20 protein-coding genes and 1 pseudogene are annotated in these 16,240 nt (G+C 62.2%); 10 read left to right on the forward strand and 11 right to left on the reverse strand.

All coding sequences use genetic code 11. The features are described from left to right. Positions 1-95: 95 nt before the first annotated feature. Positions 96-1,004 (forward strand): LysR family transcriptional regulator, encoded by a 909-nt coding sequence (locus LB565_RS05915; RefSeq protein ID WP_224582217.1) that lies wholly within the window; start codon positions 96-98, stop codon positions 1,002-1,004. Between the two features lie 85 nt (positions 1,005-1,089). Here the strand turns inward: LB565_RS05915 and rpsI are convergent, their stop codons facing one another. From rpsI to LB565_RS05935, 4 genes are all read right to left on the reverse strand, one after another. Further along, complete coding sequence (gene rpsI, locus LB565_RS05920; RefSeq protein ID WP_224582218.1) at positions 1,090-1,560, reverse strand: 30S ribosomal protein S9; 471 nt, start codon at positions 1,558-1,560, stop codon at positions 1,090-1,092. Continuing rightward, on the reverse strand, positions 1,560-2,024 hold the full coding sequence (gene rplM, locus LB565_RS05925) for a 50S ribosomal protein L13 (RefSeq protein WP_040983169.1): 465 nt from the start codon (positions 2,022-2,024) through the stop codon (positions 1,560-1,562). Before rplM ends, rpsI begins: the two co-directional genes overlap by 1 nt. Before the next feature lie 271 nt (positions 2,025-2,295). Beyond that, positions 2,296-2,946 carry a LysE family translocator gene (locus LB565_RS05930; RefSeq protein WP_224582219.1) on the reverse strand — a complete coding sequence of 217 codons (651 nt, stop codon included), beginning with the start codon at positions 2,944-2,946 and terminating at the stop codon, positions 2,296-2,298. A gap of 42 nt (positions 2,947-2,988) precedes the next feature. Next, positions 2,989-3,453 carry a PaaI family thioesterase gene (locus LB565_RS05935; protein ID WP_224582220.1) on the reverse strand — a complete coding sequence of 155 codons (465 nt, stop codon included), beginning with the start codon at positions 3,451-3,453 and terminating at the stop codon, positions 2,989-2,991. Positions 3,454-3,603: 150 nt separating this feature from the next. On the opposite strand from LB565_RS05935, the gene LB565_RS05940 reads away from it, so the two are divergent. The 5 genes from LB565_RS05940 (at position 3,604) to LB565_RS05960 (ending at position 7,551) form a co-directional block, all read left to right on the forward strand. Next, positions 3,604-4,425 (forward strand): enoyl-CoA hydratase, encoded by an 822-nt coding sequence (locus tag LB565_RS05940; RefSeq protein WP_224582221.1) that lies wholly within the window; start codon positions 3,604-3,606, stop codon positions 4,423-4,425. A 44-nt stretch (positions 4,426-4,469) separates the two neighbouring features. Further along, complete coding sequence (locus tag LB565_RS05945) at positions 4,470-5,246, forward strand: AAA family ATPase (protein ID WP_224582222.1); 777 nt, start codon at positions 4,470-4,472, stop codon at positions 5,244-5,246. Further along, the gene (locus LB565_RS05950; protein ID WP_224582223.1) at positions 5,243-5,764 is read left to right on the forward strand and encodes a CoA-binding protein; all 522 of its coding nucleotides are present in this window, start codon (positions 5,243-5,245) and stop codon (positions 5,762-5,764) included. Before LB565_RS05945 ends, LB565_RS05950 begins: the two co-directional genes overlap by 4 nt. A 160-nt stretch (positions 5,765-5,924) precedes the next feature. Beyond that, on the forward strand, positions 5,925-7,205 hold the full coding sequence (locus LB565_RS05955) for an O-acetylhomoserine aminocarboxypropyltransferase (RefSeq protein ID WP_224582224.1): 1,281 nt from the start codon (positions 5,925-5,927) through the stop codon (positions 7,203-7,205). Position 7,206: 1 nt separating this feature from the next. Then, positions 7,207-7,551: a cupin domain-containing protein gene (locus LB565_RS05960; RefSeq protein WP_224582225.1), complete on the forward strand. Its 345-nt coding sequence runs from the start codon at positions 7,207-7,209 to the stop codon at positions 7,549-7,551. A gap of 221 nt (positions 7,552-7,772) precedes the next feature. Here LB565_RS05960 and LB565_RS05965 read toward each other — a convergent pair whose 3' ends face one another. Beyond that, on the reverse strand, positions 7,773-9,020 hold the full coding sequence (locus tag LB565_RS05965) for a cytochrome P450 (protein ID WP_224582226.1): 1,248 nt from the start codon (positions 9,018-9,020) through the stop codon (positions 7,773-7,775). A 145-nt stretch (positions 9,021-9,165) separates the two neighbouring features. After that, positions 9,166-9,894, reverse strand: coding sequence for a hypothetical protein (locus LB565_RS05970; protein ID WP_224582227.1), 729 nt, complete (start codon positions 9,892-9,894; stop codon positions 9,166-9,168). 122 nt (positions 9,895-10,016) lie between these two features. Here LB565_RS05970 and LB565_RS05975 point away from each other — a divergent pair, with 122 nt between their 5' ends. Both LB565_RS05975 and LB565_RS05980 read left to right on the forward strand, forming a co-directional pair. Further along, positions 10,017-10,349 (forward strand): DUF6949 family protein, encoded by a 333-nt coding sequence (locus LB565_RS05975; RefSeq protein ID WP_411970609.1) that lies wholly within the window; start codon positions 10,017-10,019, stop codon positions 10,347-10,349. 19 nt (positions 10,350-10,368) lie between these two features. Then, positions 10,369-10,896 (forward strand): gamma carbonic anhydrase family protein, encoded by a 528-nt coding sequence (locus tag LB565_RS05980; protein WP_224582229.1) that lies wholly within the window; start codon positions 10,369-10,371, stop codon positions 10,894-10,896. A gap of 25 nt (positions 10,897-10,921) precedes the next feature. On the opposite strand, the gene LB565_RS05985 is transcribed toward LB565_RS05980, so the two are convergent. The 4 genes from LB565_RS05985 to LB565_RS06000 form a co-directional block, all read right to left on the reverse strand. Beyond that, positions 10,922-11,473 (reverse strand): ankyrin repeat domain-containing protein, encoded by a 552-nt coding sequence (locus LB565_RS05985; RefSeq protein ID WP_224582230.1) that lies wholly within the window; start codon positions 11,471-11,473, stop codon positions 10,922-10,924. Between the two features lie 261 nt (positions 11,474-11,734). Continuing rightward, the gene (locus LB565_RS05990) at positions 11,735-12,340 is read right to left on the reverse strand and encodes a transglutaminase-like cysteine peptidase (protein ID WP_224582231.1); all 606 of its coding nucleotides are present in this window, start codon (positions 12,338-12,340) and stop codon (positions 11,735-11,737) included. Between the two features lie 250 nt (positions 12,341-12,590). Next, positions 12,591-13,208: a PilZ domain-containing protein gene (locus tag LB565_RS05995; protein WP_224582232.1), complete on the reverse strand. Its 618-nt coding sequence runs from the start codon at positions 13,206-13,208 to the stop codon at positions 12,591-12,593. A 173-nt stretch (positions 13,209-13,381) separates the two neighbouring features. After that, a complete protein-coding gene (locus LB565_RS06000; protein WP_041008630.1) occupies positions 13,382-14,020 on the reverse strand; it encodes a PAS domain-containing protein in 639 nt (212 codons plus the stop codon). Positions 14,021-14,445: 425 nt separating this feature from the next. Between LB565_RS06000 and LB565_RS06005 the strand changes: the two genes are divergently transcribed. Then, complete coding sequence (locus tag LB565_RS06005; RefSeq protein ID WP_224582283.1) at positions 14,446-15,183, forward strand: rhomboid family intramembrane serine protease; 738 nt, start codon at positions 14,446-14,448, stop codon at positions 15,181-15,183. 234 nt (positions 15,184-15,417) lie between these two features. Next, on the forward strand, positions 15,418-15,849 hold the full coding sequence (locus tag LB565_RS06010) for a CBS domain-containing protein (RefSeq protein ID WP_095767888.1): 432 nt from the start codon (positions 15,418-15,420) through the stop codon (positions 15,847-15,849). Between the two features lie 56 nt (positions 15,850-15,905). Here LB565_RS06010 and LB565_RS06015 read toward each other — a convergent pair. Further along, a pseudogene (locus tag LB565_RS06015) lies at positions 15,906-16,160 on the reverse strand (YjhX family toxin); the annotation flags it as partial. Positions 16,161-16,240 lie beyond the last annotated feature (80 nt).

Here is a 16,240-nt window from a genome sequence, read left to right on the forward strand (position 1 = left end):
TGTTGCTCTCCTTCGCTGTCGGGGAGGGAGATAAGGGATGGCTGCTGTCCTGATAACCGGGTATAACCGGCACGACCTGTGCGGAAATAAGAACAATGGCGGCTGATCTCAACGATCTCCAGGCATTCATGGCCGTCGCACGCGCCGGCGGCTTTCGCGAAGCGGCCCGCGTGACCGCAGGCAGTGCGTCGGTGCTCAGCGAAGCCGTCCGCCGTTTGGAAACACAACTTGGTGTGCGGCTCTTCAATCGTACTACACGCAGTGTTGCCCTGACCGAGGCAGGCGCCAGCCTGCTGGCGCGTCTTGGCCCCGCGCTCGGCGAGGTGGAGGCTGCGCTCGACGTCGTGAACGGCTTTCGCGACCGGCCTGCCGGCACCTTGCGCCTCAACGTGCCGATAAGCGCCTCGCGGCTGGTGCTGCCGAAGATTGTTCCGGGATTTCTCGCTGCATATCCGGCCATCCGGCTGGAGGTGATCGCCGAGGAAAACTTTATCGACCTGCTGGTGGCCGGCTGCGATGCGGGCATCCGCTATGACGAGCGGCTGGAGCAGGACATGATTGCGGTGCCGATCGGGCCGCGGGCACAGCGCTTCACCTCCTCCGCCGCGCCGTCCTACCTTGACCGGCATGGCCGGCCACAACACCCGCGTGACCTGCTTGGGCACGCGTGCATACGCGGCCGCTTCCCGAGCGGGGTCATGACCCCCTGGGAGTTCGAGCGCGACGGCGAGGTGGTGCGGGTCGATACCACGGGGCCATTGGTCGTCAGCATCGGCGGCGGCGTCGATCTCGCCGTCGATGCGGCGATCGCCGGCGTCGGCATTCTTTGGCTCTTCGAGGACTGGGTACGTCCGTATTTCGACAGCGGCGTCCTGGAACCTGTGCTCGAGCCGTGGTGGCAAAGCTTCTCGGGGCCGTTCCTCTATTACCCAGGGCGGCGGCTGGTGCCGGCGCCGCTGCGCGCCTTCATTGACTATATCAAAACGCCGGCCGGGCACTGGTGACAAAAAGGCCGCTCGGAGGCGGCCTTTTCGACATGCTTGGACTTCGCAGCGCTTAGCGCTTCGAGAACTTGGCCCCAAGCGCTTCTTAGCGCTTCGAGAACTGGAAGCTGCGGCGGGCCTTCGCCTTGCCGTACTTCTTGCGCTCGACCACGCGGCTGTCGCGGGTCAGGAAGCCACCTTTCTTGAGCACCGAGCGCAGGCCCGGCTCATAGTAGGTCAGCGCCTTGGAGATGCCGTGACGCACCGCACCGGCCTGGCCGGAGAGGCCGCCGCCGATGACGGTGGCGACGATGTCGTACTGGCCGGCGCGGTTGGCCGCGACGATCGGCTGGTTGAGGATCATCTGCAGCACCGGTCGCGCGAAATAGGTCGCGAATTCCTTGTCGTTGACGGTGATCTTGCCGGAGCCCGGCTCCACCCAGACACGCGCAATGGCGTTCTTGCGCTTGCCGGTGGCATAGGCGCGGCCCGACTTGTCGAGCTTCTGGACATGCACGGGCGCGGCCGGCTGCGCGGCGACGGTGCCGAGTTCTGCGAGCGAGGAAAGCTCAGCCATTACGAGGCCCTCTTGTTCTTGGAGTTCAGCTTGGCCACGTCGAGCGTGACGGGCTGCTGGGCGGTGTGCGGATGCTCGGCGCCGGCATAGACGCGGAGATTCTTCATCTGGCGACGGCCAAGCGGGCCGCGCGGGATCATGCGCTCGACGGCCTTCTCGACGACGCGCTCGGGGAAACGGCCCTCGAGCAGCTGGCGCGCGGTGCGCTCCTTGATGCCGCCGGGATGGCCGGTGTGCCAGTAGTAGACCTTGTCGGTGTATTTCTTGCCGGTGAACACCACCTTGTCGGCATTGATGACGATGACATTGTCGCCATCATCGACATGCGGGGTGAAGGTGGGCTTGTGCTTGCCGCGCAGATGGTTGGCGATGACAGTGGCCAGACGACCGACGACGAGACCTTCGGCGTCGATCAGCACCCACTTCTTCACCACATCCGCAGGCTTCTGCGAAAAGGTAGCCATGGTTTTGCTCTCAGGTTGACCTTTCCCGTCCAGGAGGGACAGGAGAAGGGGTTTTTTGTTGCTTGGATTGACGGAAGGACCGGAGACACCCCGCCAATAACAAAACGGCGGCCTTTGCGGGCCGCTGCTTCGGGAGGGCTTATAGGCGAGGGCGCTTGGTGCGTCAAGCATCGATTGCGGTTTAAGGCCGCGAAAAGATGTGTAAATTCAATGACTAACTGATATGGTATTATTTTACCTCATGCCCGGTTATCAAAACAGCTTCTTTCGTTCACCGCCGCCCGGTCGTGGCGGCAAGAAGAAGCCTGACGCCGATAGCGACCATCAACGCTCCTGCCAGCCTTTCTTGCCAAACGAGGAACGTGCCTCGGCGCGCCAGCCAGCCGCCAACCGCGCCGGAGGTCAACGCGACAGCGCTGAGGACAACCAGTCCCATCATCTTCATTGTCGTACCGAGAATAATGAACTGCAGTGCAGGCGAACCGACCCAGGAATGAACGAATTGCGGCAGCACCGCTAGCATGAAAGCAAGCGTCGTGGGATTGGTGAGATTGCAGATCATGCCTTGCCGGAAAGCGGCTGGGATACTGCTCGTCTCGACAAAGGTAGACACACCGCCATCTTTGCCCGGCCGACGGGCCAACAGGAATTTGATCCCGATGGCGATCAGATAGATGGCGCCGACAATCTGAAGGAAGCTGTAAAGAGATGGAGAGGATGTGATCAGCGAGGCAAGCCCCATTGCCAGTAATGGAATCTGGACGACGCCGGCCGACACGCAGCCCGCCGCGGTCGCCAAGGCGTGGCGCCAGCCTTGTCCGACCCCGCGGCTGATCACCAGCATCATGTCGGGACCGACACCAGAAAGCTGATAGGCGAGCACGGCGCCGACAAAGGCAAGGTAGGTTGTAACATCAGGCATGCCGCAGAACGAACGTATCGACTGGGGAGTTCCGGCAAGACGTCAGCCCGGCCTATCGCTTATTCGCTTCCTCGGAATCGAATAAGTCCCGGTGGCGTGCGCGACGGTGTGTCCGTCCGGGCCGGCGACAATATCGATGTCGAACACCATCAGGCTCTTGCCGAGCTTCAGGATGCGGCAATGGCCGTCGATCGGACCGGCCTCGGCCTTGCGCATGAAGTTGATGTCGAGGTTGACCGTCACCGAAAGCGCGTCCGGGCCGGCATGGCTGAGCACGCAGACATAGCCGCCGATGTCGGCCAGTGTGAACAGCGCCGGACCGGAGACCGTGCCGCCGGGACGCAGATGCCGCTCGTCGGCGTTGAGCCGCACCGTGCAGCCGCCCGGAAAAACATCGATCGCCTCATAGGAGATGAAATTGTCGTTGAGTTGCGGATAGACGCTTGCCATCAGCGCATTGACTTCTGCCGCGTTGAGCATTGGCTTCAGATCGCTTTGGGCGGGCATGGCGGCGTCCTATATGAATGGCAAGCTCCGGGCGATATGCCTGGACCAAAAGGTGCGACGGAGAAAACACGCCTCGCGGCTGTTCTTCAACCGGCAGCATGGTAGTTCTGTTGCTCCATAAGCCGCGAGCGCTGATCGAGAGGTTTAGAAATGGCTGAAGTCGTTGCCATCAAGCCCGCCGTCGCCGACGGCCCCGTTCTTGTCAGCCAGGACAAAGGCATCCTGCGCCTCACGCTCGCCAGCCCGCCGGCTAATGCGCTGTCGTTGGCGACGATGGCGGCGCTGCAGGCCGAGTTTGACCGCGTGAAGGCCGACAAATCCGTGCGCGTCATCATCCTGGCGGCGTCGGGAAAAGTGTTCTGCGCCGGTCACGACCTCAAGGAGATGACGGCGCATCGCGCCGAGCCGGACCGCGGCAAGGCCTTCTTCGAAAAGACCTTCGCGGCCTGCGCAACGCTGATGCAGACCATCGTGCGCCATCCGAAGCCGGTGATCGCCGAGGTCGACGGTCTTGCGACCGCCGCCGGCCTGCAGCTGGTCGCGAGTTGCGACCTTGCCATCGCCTCGCACGAAGCGACCTTCTGCACCCCTGGCGTGAACATTGGCCTGTTCTGCTCGACGCCGATGGTGGCGCTGTCGCGCAACGTCTCGCGCAAGCAGGCGATGGAAATGCTGCTCACCGGCGAGACGATCGACGCCGCGACCGCCAAGGATTTCGGCCTGATCAACCGCATCGTGCCGCGCGAATATCTCAATCAGGTCGTCAACAAATACGCGCAAACCATTGCCTCAAAATCGTCTTTGGTGGTCAAGACCGGCAAAGAGGCGTTCTACGCTCAGGCCGAAATGGGGCTGGCCGACGCCTATGCCTATACCGGCCGCGTGATGGTGGAAAACATGCTGGCCCGCGACGCCGAGGAAGGCATCGGCGCCTTTATCGGCAAGCGCAAGCCGGAATGGACCGACGAGTAGCCGGTTTGAGCGGAGCCGTGCGGTTCTATCGCTGAAGGTTCGACGTGGCTGCCCGCAAGCAACTGACACGGCTCAAAGCGCCTTACCTCAAGCGTATCCTGCTTGAGCCGTCGCGTGTTGTCGACTGGGAGCAATATCCCTGGAGCCTGCCGATCTTCCGCGACCGCGAATTCGAGTTCGAATTCACTTCGGCCATCACCATCATCGTCGGCGAGAACGGCACTGGCAAATCGACGCTGCTGGAAGCGATCGGAGCATTGGCCGGCTATGACGAGGCGGGAGGCGGCAAGGGCTACATGCCCGTCGATCACTCGCGTGCCGTCGACAAGAGCGGTGCTGCGCTTGGCGCCACGCTTCGCGCCCACTGGCTACCCAAAGTCACCGCTGGATGGTTCTTTCGAGCCGAATCCTTCTATTCCGTGTCGCGCTATCTCGACCAAGCAGCGCTAGATGCCGGGGCGGCGCCGCCCGATTTCCTCTCCTGGTCGCACGGCGAGGGCTTCATCCGCTTCTTCGAGGAGCGCTGCCGGCGGCAGGGCATCTACATTCTCGACGAGCCCGAAAGCGCGCTGTCGCCGACGCGCCAGATCGAACTGCTCAAACTGCTTCAACGCATGGAGCAATCCGGCACCGCACAGGTGATCATGGCAACGCACTCGCCGCTGCTGATGGCTTGCCCGAATGCAAGGCTCTTTCGCATCAGCCGCTTCGGCCTCGACCCGATCGATTTCTGGGACACCGATCATTTTCGCATGATGCGCGACTTCTGCAGCGATCCGGCTGCCTTTCTCGCCGAAGCGCTGTATGAGGACGAACTATGAATCACGATAACTACGATAACGCCTACATTGCCGGCATCCTGAATTCAGTGAGGACGATCGCCATGGTCGGTGCCTCGCCCAACGACGTGCGGCCAAGCTATTTCGTGCTGAAATACCTCTTGGCCAAAGGCTTTTCGGTGCTGCCGATCAACCCCGGTCATGCCGGCAAGCAGATCCTCGGACAGACGGTCTATGCCAGCCTGGCGGATCTGCCGCATCCGGTCGAAATGGTCGATATTTTTCGAGGCTCGGCGGCCGTGCCTGGCATCGTCGACCAGGTGCTGAAGCTTGACCCGCTGCCCAAGGTCGTCTGGATGCAGCTTGGTGTTCGTCACGACGAGGCCGCCGCCCGCGCCGAGGCCGCCGGCATCAAGGTGGTGATGAACCGCTGTCCCAAGATCGAATATGGCAAGCTGTCGGGCGAGATCGGCTGGACCGGCGTCAACTCCGGCGTGTTGTCGTCGAAAAAGCCTTTGATGCGCCAGGGATTTCAGAGCTTTGGCGTAAGACAGAAATAAGCATGCGGTAGTTCGCGCAAAATTATTCCGGGAAGAATTGGATTTTTCCCGGCGTTCGTCGCAAATCGCGCCCCGAAAGGTATTTTCTTCTTTGCATTCCCGGCCGCGCTTCGCCAAGAATGCCCGGCGATTTTCGAAAGATCAGGAGAGGTAGGTTTCGATGACCCGTACGCCCGGCTTCAACACTTTAGCCGTTCATGCCGGCGCAAAGCCCGACCCGGCAACCGGCGCCCGCGCTACGCCGATCTATCAGACCACGTCCTATGTCTTCGACGATGCCGACCATGCCGCCTCGCTGTTCGGGCTGAAGGCCTTCGGCAACATCTACACCCGCATCATGAACCCGACGCAGGCGGTGCTCGAGGAGCGCCTTGCCGCGCTGGAAGGCGGTACCGCCGCGCTTGCCGTCGCCTCCGGCCATGCAGCCCAGGTGCTGGTCTTCCACAATCTGATGCAGCCCGGCGATAATTTCATCGCCGCCAACAAGCTCTATGGCGGATCAATCAACCAGTTCGGCCATGCCTTCAAGAATTTCGGCTGGGAGGTGCGCTGGGCTGATCCGATCGATCCCTCAGCATTCGAGAGCCAGATCGACGACAGGACCAAGGCGATCTTCATCGAAAGTCTTGCCAATCCCGGCGGCGTCTTCGTCGACATCGAGAAGATCGGCGACATCGCCCGCAAGCACGGCCTGCCGCTGATCGTCGACAACACGTTGGCCTCGCCCTATCTGGTGCGGCCGATCGAGCACGGCGCCGACATCGTTGTGCATTCGCTGACCAAGTTCATCGGCGGCCACGGCAATTCGATCGGCGGCGGCATCATCGACGGCGGCACCTTCGACTGGTCGAAGTCGGGCAAATATCCGATGCTGTCGGAGCCCCGTCCCGAATATGGCGGTCTCGTCCTCCACGAAACCTTCGGCAACTTCGCCTTCGCGATTGCCGCGCGCGTGCTTGGCCTGCGCGACATCGGCGCCGCGATCTCGCCCTTCAACGCCTTCCTGCTTTTGACCGGCCTGGAAACGCTGCCGCTCAGGATGCAGCGCCACTGCGACAACGCGGCGAGCGTCGCGGGCTGGCTCTCCAATCATCCCAAGGTTGCCTGGGTGAATTATCCCGGCCTTCCCGGCGACAAGAACAATGCGCTGCAGAAGAAATATTCGCCGCAGGGCGCGGGCGCGGTCTTCACCTTCGGCCTCAAGGGCGGCTACGAGGCCGGCGTCAAATTCGTCGAGGCGCTGGAACTCTTCTCGCACCTCGCCAATGTCGGCGACACCAAATCGCTGGTCATCCATCCGGCCTCGACTACGCACCGCCAGCTTTCCGACGAGCAGAAGGTCAAGGCCGGCGCCGGGCCGGATACGGTGCGGCTGTCGATCGGCATCGAGGACGTCAACGATATCGTCGCCGATCTCGAACAGGCGCTCGGCAAGGTCTGATATGTCGGCCTTTGTTGCGGTCAATGTCGAAAGCGTCGAACCGGAGGCCGGCGCGCCGGCCCCGGATCGCGTGCTGTCGGGCGATCCGAAATTCCGCAACTGGAACGTCGAGGAGCGTGACGGTGGCCTCTATGCCGGCATCTGGGAAGCGACACCGGGCAAATGGCGCATCGTCTATGACGAATGGGAATTCTGCCACATCCTCTCCGGCGTCTCGGTGATCGCCGAGGACGGCGGCGAGGCGCGCACCGTGCGGGCCGGCGACAGTTTCGTGCTGCGCCCAGGGTTCAAGGGCACCTGGGAAGTGCTCGAGACGACGCGCAAGGAATATGTGATCAAGCTTTGAAGTGCCTCCGCTTCCTGAGGCGCTTATCGTTTCGTCCACGGGAGAAGCAAGGAGCGTAGCGACGCAGCGCAGACCCGAGGATCCATTCCGTGATGTCGAGGCATTGCCGCGATCTAGAATTCTGCTCCGTTTGCACCTTTCGCCCAGGTCACGGCATAAATCCTTGGGTCTTCGTTCCGCTCCGCGTCACTACGCCCAAGGATGACGAAGTTCGTGAGGCCTCAAAACGCCAGAGCCAACTTCTCCAGTCCATGAAAATGATAGCTGTCGCGGAAGCGCGGCGTCTCCGCCAGGCGCAAATTAGGTAGCCGATCGAACAGCGTCTTCAGCGATACCTGCAACTCCAGCCTGGCCAGCGGCGCGCCGATGCAGAAATGGATGCCGGCGCCGAAGGAGACGTTCTTCTGGTCCGTTCGGGCCGGGCTGAAGGTGTCGGGCTCGGCAAAGGCCAAGGGATCGTGATTGGCCATGCCGAGCAGCAGCGCCACCATCTCCCCGGGCTTGACCAGGATACCCGGCGAAACCTCCATCTCCTCATAGGCATAGCGCAGAAACATATGCAGCGGCGCGTCGAAGCGCAGGCATTCCTCGACGGTCGCGACGTTTTTCTCAGGCGTTGCGAAGAAACGCCGCGGGTCGCCGCCTTGCGCAAGGATCGAGCGCACCGCATTGCCGGTCTGGTGCACGGTCGCCTCATGGCCGGCATTGAGGAGCAGGATCGCCGAGGATACCAGCTCGTCTTCCGAGAGCTTCTGGCCGTTGTCCTGGGCCTCGATCAAGAGCGACAGCAGATCGTCGCCCGGCCTCTTGCGCCGCTCGGCAACGTAACCGCGCAGGAAATCGGAAAAGTCGCACGCGGCGCGGTTCGCCGTTTCTTCGGTCTCGCGCGTGCGGCCATGCATGTACATGGCGACCATCCGGTGCGACCAGTCGAGCAGTTGCGGCCCCATCTCGACCGGCACACCGAGCATCTCGGCGATGATGGTGATCGGCAAGGGCGAGGCGTAGGCGGGCAGAAGGTCGACGCCGTTTGGCTCGAAGCGGTCGACCAGCTCGTTGGCCAGAGCTTCGATGCGTGGCCTGAGCCGCTCGACCTGGCGTGAGACAAAGGCGCGATTGACCAGCGTTCTGAGCCGCGTATGCACCGGCGGCTCGAGCTCCAGCATGGAATTGGCCTCGATGGCGTCGAAGGCCGCGAGGTGCGAGCGGTCGTCGCCGACGCCCCGGCTGTCAGGAATCCCCGCCGGATTCTGGCGGCCGAAACGGCGGTCGCGCAGCAGCCGGTTGACGTCGTCGAAGCCGCCAAAGCACCAGAAGCCGTAGTCTTCCCAGAAGAACGCGTTGGCAGTGCCGTGTAGGAAGGCGTAGGTCTCATAAGGATTCTGCACAAAGGCTGGCTCGTGCGGGTCGAGACGCAGGCGGCGGCTGGCGGGGTCGAAGGCGAGATAGGAAGGCTTCAGATCGGTCATGCCTGACCATTAGCGCGCCTTGTCGGCCCGATGCCAGATTGTATGTTGGCGCCCGTGAAATCGAACCGTTGAGCCAGATTGCCGGTTTGAAGCGCTGGCTGCGCACCGAAATGATCTAGTTGGATATTCGGCTAGCCGCCAAGCGTCAGTGCCCAGTCTTCAGAATACTCGCCACCTTGGATGCAATCGCCGCGTCGAGCGCCGGCCAGTTCGCGAGCAGCTCGCGCGGAAACCGGTAGGTGAGGCTGAGATCGTCGCCAACCTGGATGTCGCGCTCGCAGGGCGCCAGCGATTGCTCCGCGCTCGGACCGCTCAAGCAGCGGGCGACGAAGGGATCCTTGCCGGGACGTTCGGCGACGGCCAGCACCTCGTTGAGATAGCCTGATTTTTCCGTAAAGGCGTAAACCGTCGTTCCGGCCGGACCTGGCGTGCCCGGTTTTTCGATCAGAGCGCTGTAGATCGGCGCGAAGCGGCCGCTCATGTCGCGCGACATCATCCGCGGTTCGAACGACAGGAAGATGATCTTCCTGGTCGTCGTACGGTTGAAGTCGTCGCGCGCGGCCGCGCTGTAGCCGTCCATCTCGGGATAGCGCAGATAGAGATCGAGCCGCGAGGCGATGCCGTCGCGCCTGGCCTGGTCGAAGCGGATGAAGTTTGCCGGCACGCTGATGAGATTGTTGCCCATGACAATCTGGCGCACCGTCGTGTCATCCGTATAGCCGGCCATGGCGATTGACCGTCCAAGCCATTTGCCGCCGACGCTGATCGCCACCGAAAGCAGCGCCAGTGCCGCGAAGATGTAGAAGACCCGCTTCATCAGGGTCGAATCGACGACCTCGAAGTCCGGGCTCTCGGCAGCGGTTGCGTCTCTCATTCGCTCTTCCCCGATCCGTCCACCTGTCCTTCGGCGGCACAGCCGGCGCGGCATAGCTCTTGCAGCGCGTTGGCACGACTGTGCGTTTTCATGGTAAACGGTTGGTAAACGTGGATCCCGTTGTGCTTGTTCTTTACGCGTTTGCGGTTGGCGTCACGGCTTGCGGACTGGCCGGATCGGCCATGGAACTGCTATCCGGCCGGCGCCTGGCCTTTGCCGAACCCTATGTTTCGCCGGTCCATATCCTGCGCTCGCTCGCGGCAACGGCCTGCGCCGGGCCGTTCATGCTCACCAACGAGGCCTTGGCCGCCCGGCGCGAAGGGCGCATCGGCACGATGGCGCTGTTGTCTTGCGGCTGCACGGCCATCGCCTGGGCGCTGGCGCTCGGCGTCGTGCTCATCGCCATTGCATCCTGGACGACCGAGAACTTAGGGTCCTTCGAATTCGCTGGTTGAGACGATTCGGAGACGAACAATGCCGGTTTATGCGATCGATGGGAAAGCGCCTGAGTTCGAGGATGCCGATACGAACTGGATTGCGCCGGACGCCACGCTGATCGGCAATATCCGGATCGGCCGCAATGCCGGCTTCTGGTTCGGCGTTGCCATCCGCGGTGATGGCGAGCCCATCACGATCGGCGCCGATACCAATGTGCAGGAGCATACGATCATGCACACCGATCCGGGCTTTCCGCTGACCATCGGCCAAGGCTGCACGATCGGCCACAGGGCGCTGCTGCATGGCTGTACGATCGGCGACAACAGCCTGATCGGCATGGGCGCCATCGTGCTGAACGGCGCCAGGATCGGCAACAACTCGCTGGTCGGCGCCGGCGCGCTGGTCACGGAAAACAAGATTTTCCCGGACAATTCGCTGATCGTCGGCTCGCCCGCCAAGGTGATAAGAACGCTGGACGAAGCGGCGATCGAGCGGCTGCGTGTCTCGGCCGCCCACTATGTGGCCAACGCAAAACGCTTCATGGCCAAGCTGAAGGCAGTATGACGGCGGCGGGCCGCGCTACGCAACGTCATACGCGTCGGTTGTTCAGCGCCTCGCGCAACAGAAAGACGCCGGCTTCGAAGCCGGCCTGCTCGGCGCCTTCCAGGGCCGTCTCATAGTCGTCGATGCGGGTCCTCAGTGAGGGGTCCGCGCCTGACAGGAGCAGGAGACGGATCGCCTCGGCGTCGCGCCGGCACACTGCATAGTGCAGCGGCGTCCAATCGTTCACGCCGCGCATGTCCGGGTCGGCACCGTGCTCGAGCAGGATATGGATGACGTCCAGCCGGTCCGGCCTTTGTGTCGACAACGCTGCGATGACCGAGGGAAAGCCGGCAGGATCCTCGTAATTCGGGTTCGACCCTGCATCGAGAAGCGCGGCGATGAAGGCGGCCGGACTCCAGTAGATCGCGTATTCCAGCGGATGTCCAAGGCCGAGCTCGAACGGCATCCTCTCGTCGAACCAGCGCTCCGAGCCGCCCAGCGCTTTGCCAAGCCCTTCGAAGTCACCCGCCTTGAAGGCGTCGTCGATAGTCTTGAAAAGCCGGTGTCGGGCGCCGCGATCCTCAGGGACTTCCAGCATCGCCTTCATCCGCAACGAACGAGCTATACTGCTCCCATCCGCCTCGGCGCGGAAGGGTGTGTCGACCATGGTGTCTCGGCAATGTGGCGCCGATCGGTTGCAACCGGTGTGGTGGCGACCCGAAATGGTGGAGCCGGCCCGGGGACAGGGGCCGGCTCCTAAAACCCGGTCGTTGGGGACGGGGAGGGTGGGGACTCGACCGGGCTTTCTCCCTGGGCACGCCGCCGCGTCACCGCAGCGTACCCGATCGCTTTTAGCGCCTTAGCGGACGCTGGCGACCGCGTCCTCGCGGCCATCGTTGATCGTCACCCAAACGCCCGAATTCTCGGTCGATTGACGCTTGAGGTAAGTGTAGACCGTGTCGTTCCAGGCGAGCACTTTCGGCTCGAGATTGTCGAGGATGAATTCGCCGAGGCTGGTGCGCACCGTCAGCACCGCATGGCCCTCGCCATTCGGCTGGCGCACCACCGTCATCAGCAGATCGCCGGCCGGGACGCCGGCGGCCATCAGCTCGCGGCGCTTCTCCAGTCCATAGTCCTCGCAGTCGCCGTAGCCGTTGTCGGGATAGGCCCAGTATTCCTCCACACCGTAGATCTCCATATCGGTGCGCGGCTTGACGCGGGTGTTGACCGAATTGTTGACGTTGACGATCGTCGCCCACAGCTTGCGCGTCAGCTCGACCGGCGGAACTTTCGGCGTCCGCTGGTTGCATTCGGCCGGAATGCGCTGGCAGAAATCGTAGTGGCCGACGGGCTGGGTGGTGCGGCCACCCGTGTGCATGAAAGCCGGTCCTGCGCTTGCCGTGCCCCACGCGGAAAGCTGCATCGCTATTGCCAAGAGCAACAGCTTGCCCCTCGTCATTTTCATTGTGGTAGTCTCCCCGTTTGAGAAGACTGTGCCACCATGGGATTTATTTGACGCAAAAACGCGAAGTAGACATTGAGTAAAACGCCGATAGAATAAACATAAAATTTGAACTATCGCGATTTTGAATTATTCGGATTTTCCGGGCTTCGTTAGGACTTCACGGCGCTCGACAGCTGCGTCCGGCAGCCCAAAAAGGCAACAAAGAACCGGCCGCCAAGAGCCGGTTCGCTTCGCTGCTGGTGAGCTTAGGTCAGGACCGCGGCGCGTTGAATTCCTGGTCGAGCGTTTCCGGACGCTGGATGACCGCGAACTCGATGGCGACGCCGTCCTCGAAATGGCGCACCACCTGGCCGCGCATCGTGCCGAGCATGACCTGGACGCCGAGGGCCGGCTTGACGTCGATCTCGATCGCAGCGCCCGAGAGCGACAGGTCGATGATGCGACACTGATACTGGCGCCCGTCGGTAAGCTGCAGAACGCTCATCGGATTGCGCGGCGCCACGCGCTCGTGGCGGCGGTCCTCGGGGAGGTCGAGCTCATGCTTGTTGGCAAGCCAGGTAAGTTGCGCGGCAAGCTTGTCCTTCTTGCGTTCCGAGGCGATCACGGTCATGGCAAAACCGTCCTGCGACGTGCGCGTCACGATGCCTTCGACGCGGCCGATATGGTCGATATAGGCGATGACCTTCTCTCCCGGCTTGCCGATACGGTCCGTGCGCAACGCCACGTTGCCGGGCGACATATCGATCACCTGGCATGGATGTTCGGTGCGGTCTTCCAGCATGAAACGTCCGTAAATCTTGACGCGGACACGCTGGAAATTGCGCCGCTCAGCTCGTGACGGCGCATATTCTACCGCCGCTGACCTCATGACTGCCTGCATCCCGTTGGCATTCCGCGCGACGATGCGGGGAATTTCGCCCGAAAAGCTACAGCAATGCAGGTTAACAAACGGGAAAGTCGGCCGCAAAAGCCTGGGTCTAGCAGCCCCCGGGATGCGCAAAAATTAACCTCGAGGGAAGCGCAAATCCCGCCCGGCCAGGCTCATTCGTGACGCCCGCCGTCGAGGACGACGAGATGGCGGATGCGGCGCACGCGGCCGAGCGCCGAAATGGTCTCCGGAGGATCGAATTCGGCCGGAACGAGCGAGGGGACGTCGATCGCCGGACGGTTCTTCAGGAACATCGGCTCCTTGTCGGGGTCAATCACCCGGATGGTGTCGATGAGCGCATCGGCGATCGGATCGGCGCCAAGCCAAAACGGCTTGTCGGCGGTGCTGATGATGCCGAGGCAGCGCTGGTTTTCGGCGCCCCCATCCAGCGGCAGCGACAGGAGCTCGAATTTGTTGGAGCGGCCGTTCCGGCTGAATCCCTCATAGGTCATGAGCAGGACCGACTTCTGATCGAAAACGCCTTGCATCAGCCGCGACATCAGCCGCTGGTCCTTCTCGCGCCAGAGCGAAGGGAAGGAGAAGCCTTTGAGCTCCCGGCCGTAATAGGCGCAGAGCCTTGTCCCGGCCAGCCGGAACACCGCTTCGCCACGCGTATCGCGCTCGAGGATGAAGGTGTCGGCCAGAAGCGACTTGATGTCCGCCGGTTCCACCTCCGATCGCTTCGGGGCGAGGCGGCCATCGCGCAGCTGGTTCCAATATTGGAACAGCGCGATCGATCCTTTTTCGTTCATGTCCATCCTGCTCCGCACAACCTGTCTTTTGATGTCCCATCGGCGAACAGACAGGGCGCCCTCCGATGACCTTCATGCGGTGCGGAGCAGGATGCGTGCCAGTATCGTTAACGTTTGTTCACGCCTCGGGGTCGTTAAGGTTAACAAGTGGTTTACATTGCGTGCCGCCGAGGCCTGTGACACACCAAAACCACTCCAAAACGGTCGTTCTCGCAGCGATCGGCAGCACTTCAGTCACGAGTTTATGGGGAGCAGGGGGCTCGACCGGCCGTTCAGGGAACTCCTGGACGGCCTTCTTTTTGATTCGTCCCTGTTCTGATTCGCGCTTTTTCTGCGCGCCGCTGTGGCGAATAGCCGTTTGTGATTCGAAAGGGCGTGATCTACATGCTCGTCGAAAATCCCGAGTCCCGGACCTGCAAGGGTGCATGAGCGAGCCCGTAAGCCCCACGGAAAACGAACCGCCGCCGGAAGAGGCTTCCGGGCCGCCGCGCCGCGAACCCGTCTTCAACCTGCCGCCCGCAGTCCTGGCGGTGATCGGCATCTGTGTGGCTGTCCACCTGGTGCGTGTCTATCTGCTGACCGACGACCAGGATTTTGCCCTGCTCGTCCGAGCGGCCTTCGTCCCCATTCGCTATTCCGGCCGATACGACCTTGATTTTTATACCTTTTCCAGTCCGTTCACCTATGCCTTCCTGCATGGCGGCGTGGCGCATCTGTTGATCAACATGATCTGGCTTGCCGCTTTTGGTTCGCCTTTGGCCAATCGATTCGGCACGCTGCGCTTTGCGTTGTTCTTCGCTGTAACGAGCCTCGCTTCGGTGGCGCTCTTCTGGGCGCTGCATCCGCTTGGCGAAGTGCCGTTGGTTGGTGCGTCGGGCGCGATCTCCGGCATGATGGGTGCGTCGGCGCGCTATGGTTTTCGCGTCGACCGTTCATCCGGCAGGGCGGCCTTCGCCGGCGAGCCCTTGCCGATCGCGGCGGTATTGCGTTCGCGTGGCGTCATGACCTTTCTGGGAGTCTGGATGGTCATAAATCTCGCCACGGGCCTGCTCGGCTTCGCGCCGGGAATAGAAGGCCAGATCGCCTGGGAAGCACATATCGGCGGCTTCGTTGCCGGCTTTTTCGGACTGCGTTTCTTCGACCGCCCGCTCCTTGCCGCCTAGAGCATGATCCCGAAAAGTGGGAACCGGTTTTCGGAGAAGATCATGCTCCAACAAAGAGATAGGTCAGGATGGCGATTCAACGCGACGCCATCCTGATCTAGTCCTTAGGCGCACTTGAAATGCAACCAATGACGGCGCACGATGTTGCCTAAGCACCCAGTGTCTTCCTAAGGGCGCCGGGGCTCAGAAGCCGGTTGGGGAGGGGAGCCGGCGTCAAAGGCTGAGGAGGACGCCATGACGGTTAAGGCAATTCTTGAAAGCAAGGGCCATGACGTGTTCACGCTCGGGCCTAATGAGAAACTCAGCGAGGCCATTCGCATGCTGGCCGAGCACAGGATCGGCGCGCTCGTCATCACCAATGGCGACCGCAAGATCGTCGGCATTCTCTCGGAGCGCGATATCGTCAGGGTCGTGGCCAAGGAGGGCGCCGCCGCGCTCGACATCCCCGTGCGCTCGGCAATGACTCCGAAGGTCAAGATCTGCAACGAAAACCACACCGTCAACGAGGTGATGGAGATCATGACGAGAGGCCGCTTCCGCCATCTGCCGGTGGAGAAAAACGGCCTGCTCGACGGCATTGTCTCCATCGGCGACGTGGTCAAGCGCCGCATCGAGGATGTCGAGCGCGAGGCCGAGGAGATCAGGGCCTACATCGCCACGGCCTAGCAGGCATGGCGAGGAAACCGCCGGCTGTTTCCAGCCGGCGGCTGTGGCACGTTCCATCGGTTGTCGAGCTCGGCGCGGACGAGTTGGAGCCCGCGTCGGGTAATGCGGTAAGGACCGCCATTCGTCGAGGAAACCGCTTTCTTGCGCCTCAGCTTCCGAAAGAGATCCAGGTCGAAGCCCGGATAGCGCCAGCCATCGCGGGTCAGGCACTGGACCGAGGCGATCTTCCTGCTCTCGTTCTTTTCGATTTCGATGCGCCCGCCCTGCGCGAGCAAGTGCAGGATGCGCTGCTCGTTACGCGATATGTCCATTGGAGAATTCCCGGGAAAACAACAAAAGCCGCCGCCGCAAGACATCGCGGCTCGGGGTTTCAGGTTTTTCTGCCCTGCCT

Origin of the sequence: Mesorhizobium sp. CA14, from assembly GCF_020165195.1 — a bacterium.
GTDB lineage: Bacteria > Pseudomonadota > Alphaproteobacteria > Rhizobiales > Rhizobiaceae > Mesorhizobium.

Excerpts from the sequence above, each read along its gene's own strand:
- rpsI (WP_224582218.1), bottom strand. The coding sequence starts at position 1,560 with ATGGCTGAGCTTTCCTCGCTCGCAGAACTCGGCACCGTCGCCGCGCAG.
- rplM (WP_040983169.1), bottom strand. The coding sequence starts at position 2,024 with ATGGCTACCTTTTCGCAGAAGCCTGCGGATGTGGTGAAGAAGTGGGTG.
- LB565_RS06005 (WP_224582283.1), top strand. The coding sequence starts at position 14,446 with ATGAGCGAGCCCGTAAGCCCCACGGAAAACGAACCGCCGCCGGAAGAG.
- LB565_RS05950 (WP_224582223.1), top strand. The coding sequence starts at position 5,243 with ATGAATCACGATAACTACGATAACGCCTACATTGCCGGCATCCTGAAT.
- LB565_RS05955 (WP_224582224.1), top strand. The coding sequence starts at position 5,925 with ATGACCCGTACGCCCGGCTTCAACACTTTAGCCGTTCATGCCGGCGCA.
- LB565_RS05990 (WP_224582231.1), bottom strand. The coding sequence starts at position 12,340 with ATGAAAATGACGAGGGGCAAGCTGTTGCTCTTGGCAATAGCGATGCAG.
- LB565_RS05980 (WP_224582229.1), top strand. The coding sequence starts at position 10,369 with ATGCCGGTTTATGCGATCGATGGGAAAGCGCCTGAGTTCGAGGATGCC.
- LB565_RS05935 (WP_224582220.1), bottom strand. The coding sequence starts at position 3,453 with ATGCCCGCCCAAAGCGATCTGAAGCCAATGCTCAACGCGGCAGAAGTC.
- LB565_RS05960 (WP_224582225.1), top strand. The coding sequence starts at position 7,207 with ATGTCGGCCTTTGTTGCGGTCAATGTCGAAAGCGTCGAACCGGAGGCC.
- LB565_RS05915 (WP_224582217.1), top strand. The coding sequence starts at position 96 with ATGGCGGCTGATCTCAACGATCTCCAGGCATTCATGGCCGTCGCACGC.
- LB565_RS06010 (WP_095767888.1), top strand. The coding sequence starts at position 15,418 with ATGACGGTTAAGGCAATTCTTGAAAGCAAGGGCCATGACGTGTTCACG.
- LB565_RS05970 (WP_224582227.1), bottom strand. The coding sequence starts at position 9,894 with ATGAGAGACGCAACCGCTGCCGAGAGCCCGGACTTCGAGGTCGTCGAT.
- LB565_RS05930 (WP_224582219.1), bottom strand. The coding sequence starts at position 2,946 with ATGCCTGATGTTACAACCTACCTTGCCTTTGTCGGCGCCGTGCTCGCC.
- LB565_RS06000 (WP_041008630.1), bottom strand. The coding sequence starts at position 14,020 with ATGAACGAAAAAGGATCGATCGCGCTGTTCCAATATTGGAACCAGCTG.
- LB565_RS05965 (WP_224582226.1), bottom strand. The coding sequence starts at position 9,020 with ATGACCGATCTGAAGCCTTCCTATCTCGCCTTCGACCCCGCCAGCCGC.
- LB565_RS05985 (WP_224582230.1), bottom strand. The coding sequence starts at position 11,473 with ATGCTGGAAGTCCCTGAGGATCGCGGCGCCCGACACCGGCTTTTCAAG.
- LB565_RS05940 (WP_224582221.1), top strand. The coding sequence starts at position 3,604 with ATGGCTGAAGTCGTTGCCATCAAGCCCGCCGTCGCCGACGGCCCCGTT.
- LB565_RS05995 (WP_224582232.1), bottom strand. The coding sequence starts at position 13,208 with ATGAGGTCAGCGGCGGTAGAATATGCGCCGTCACGAGCTGAGCGGCGC.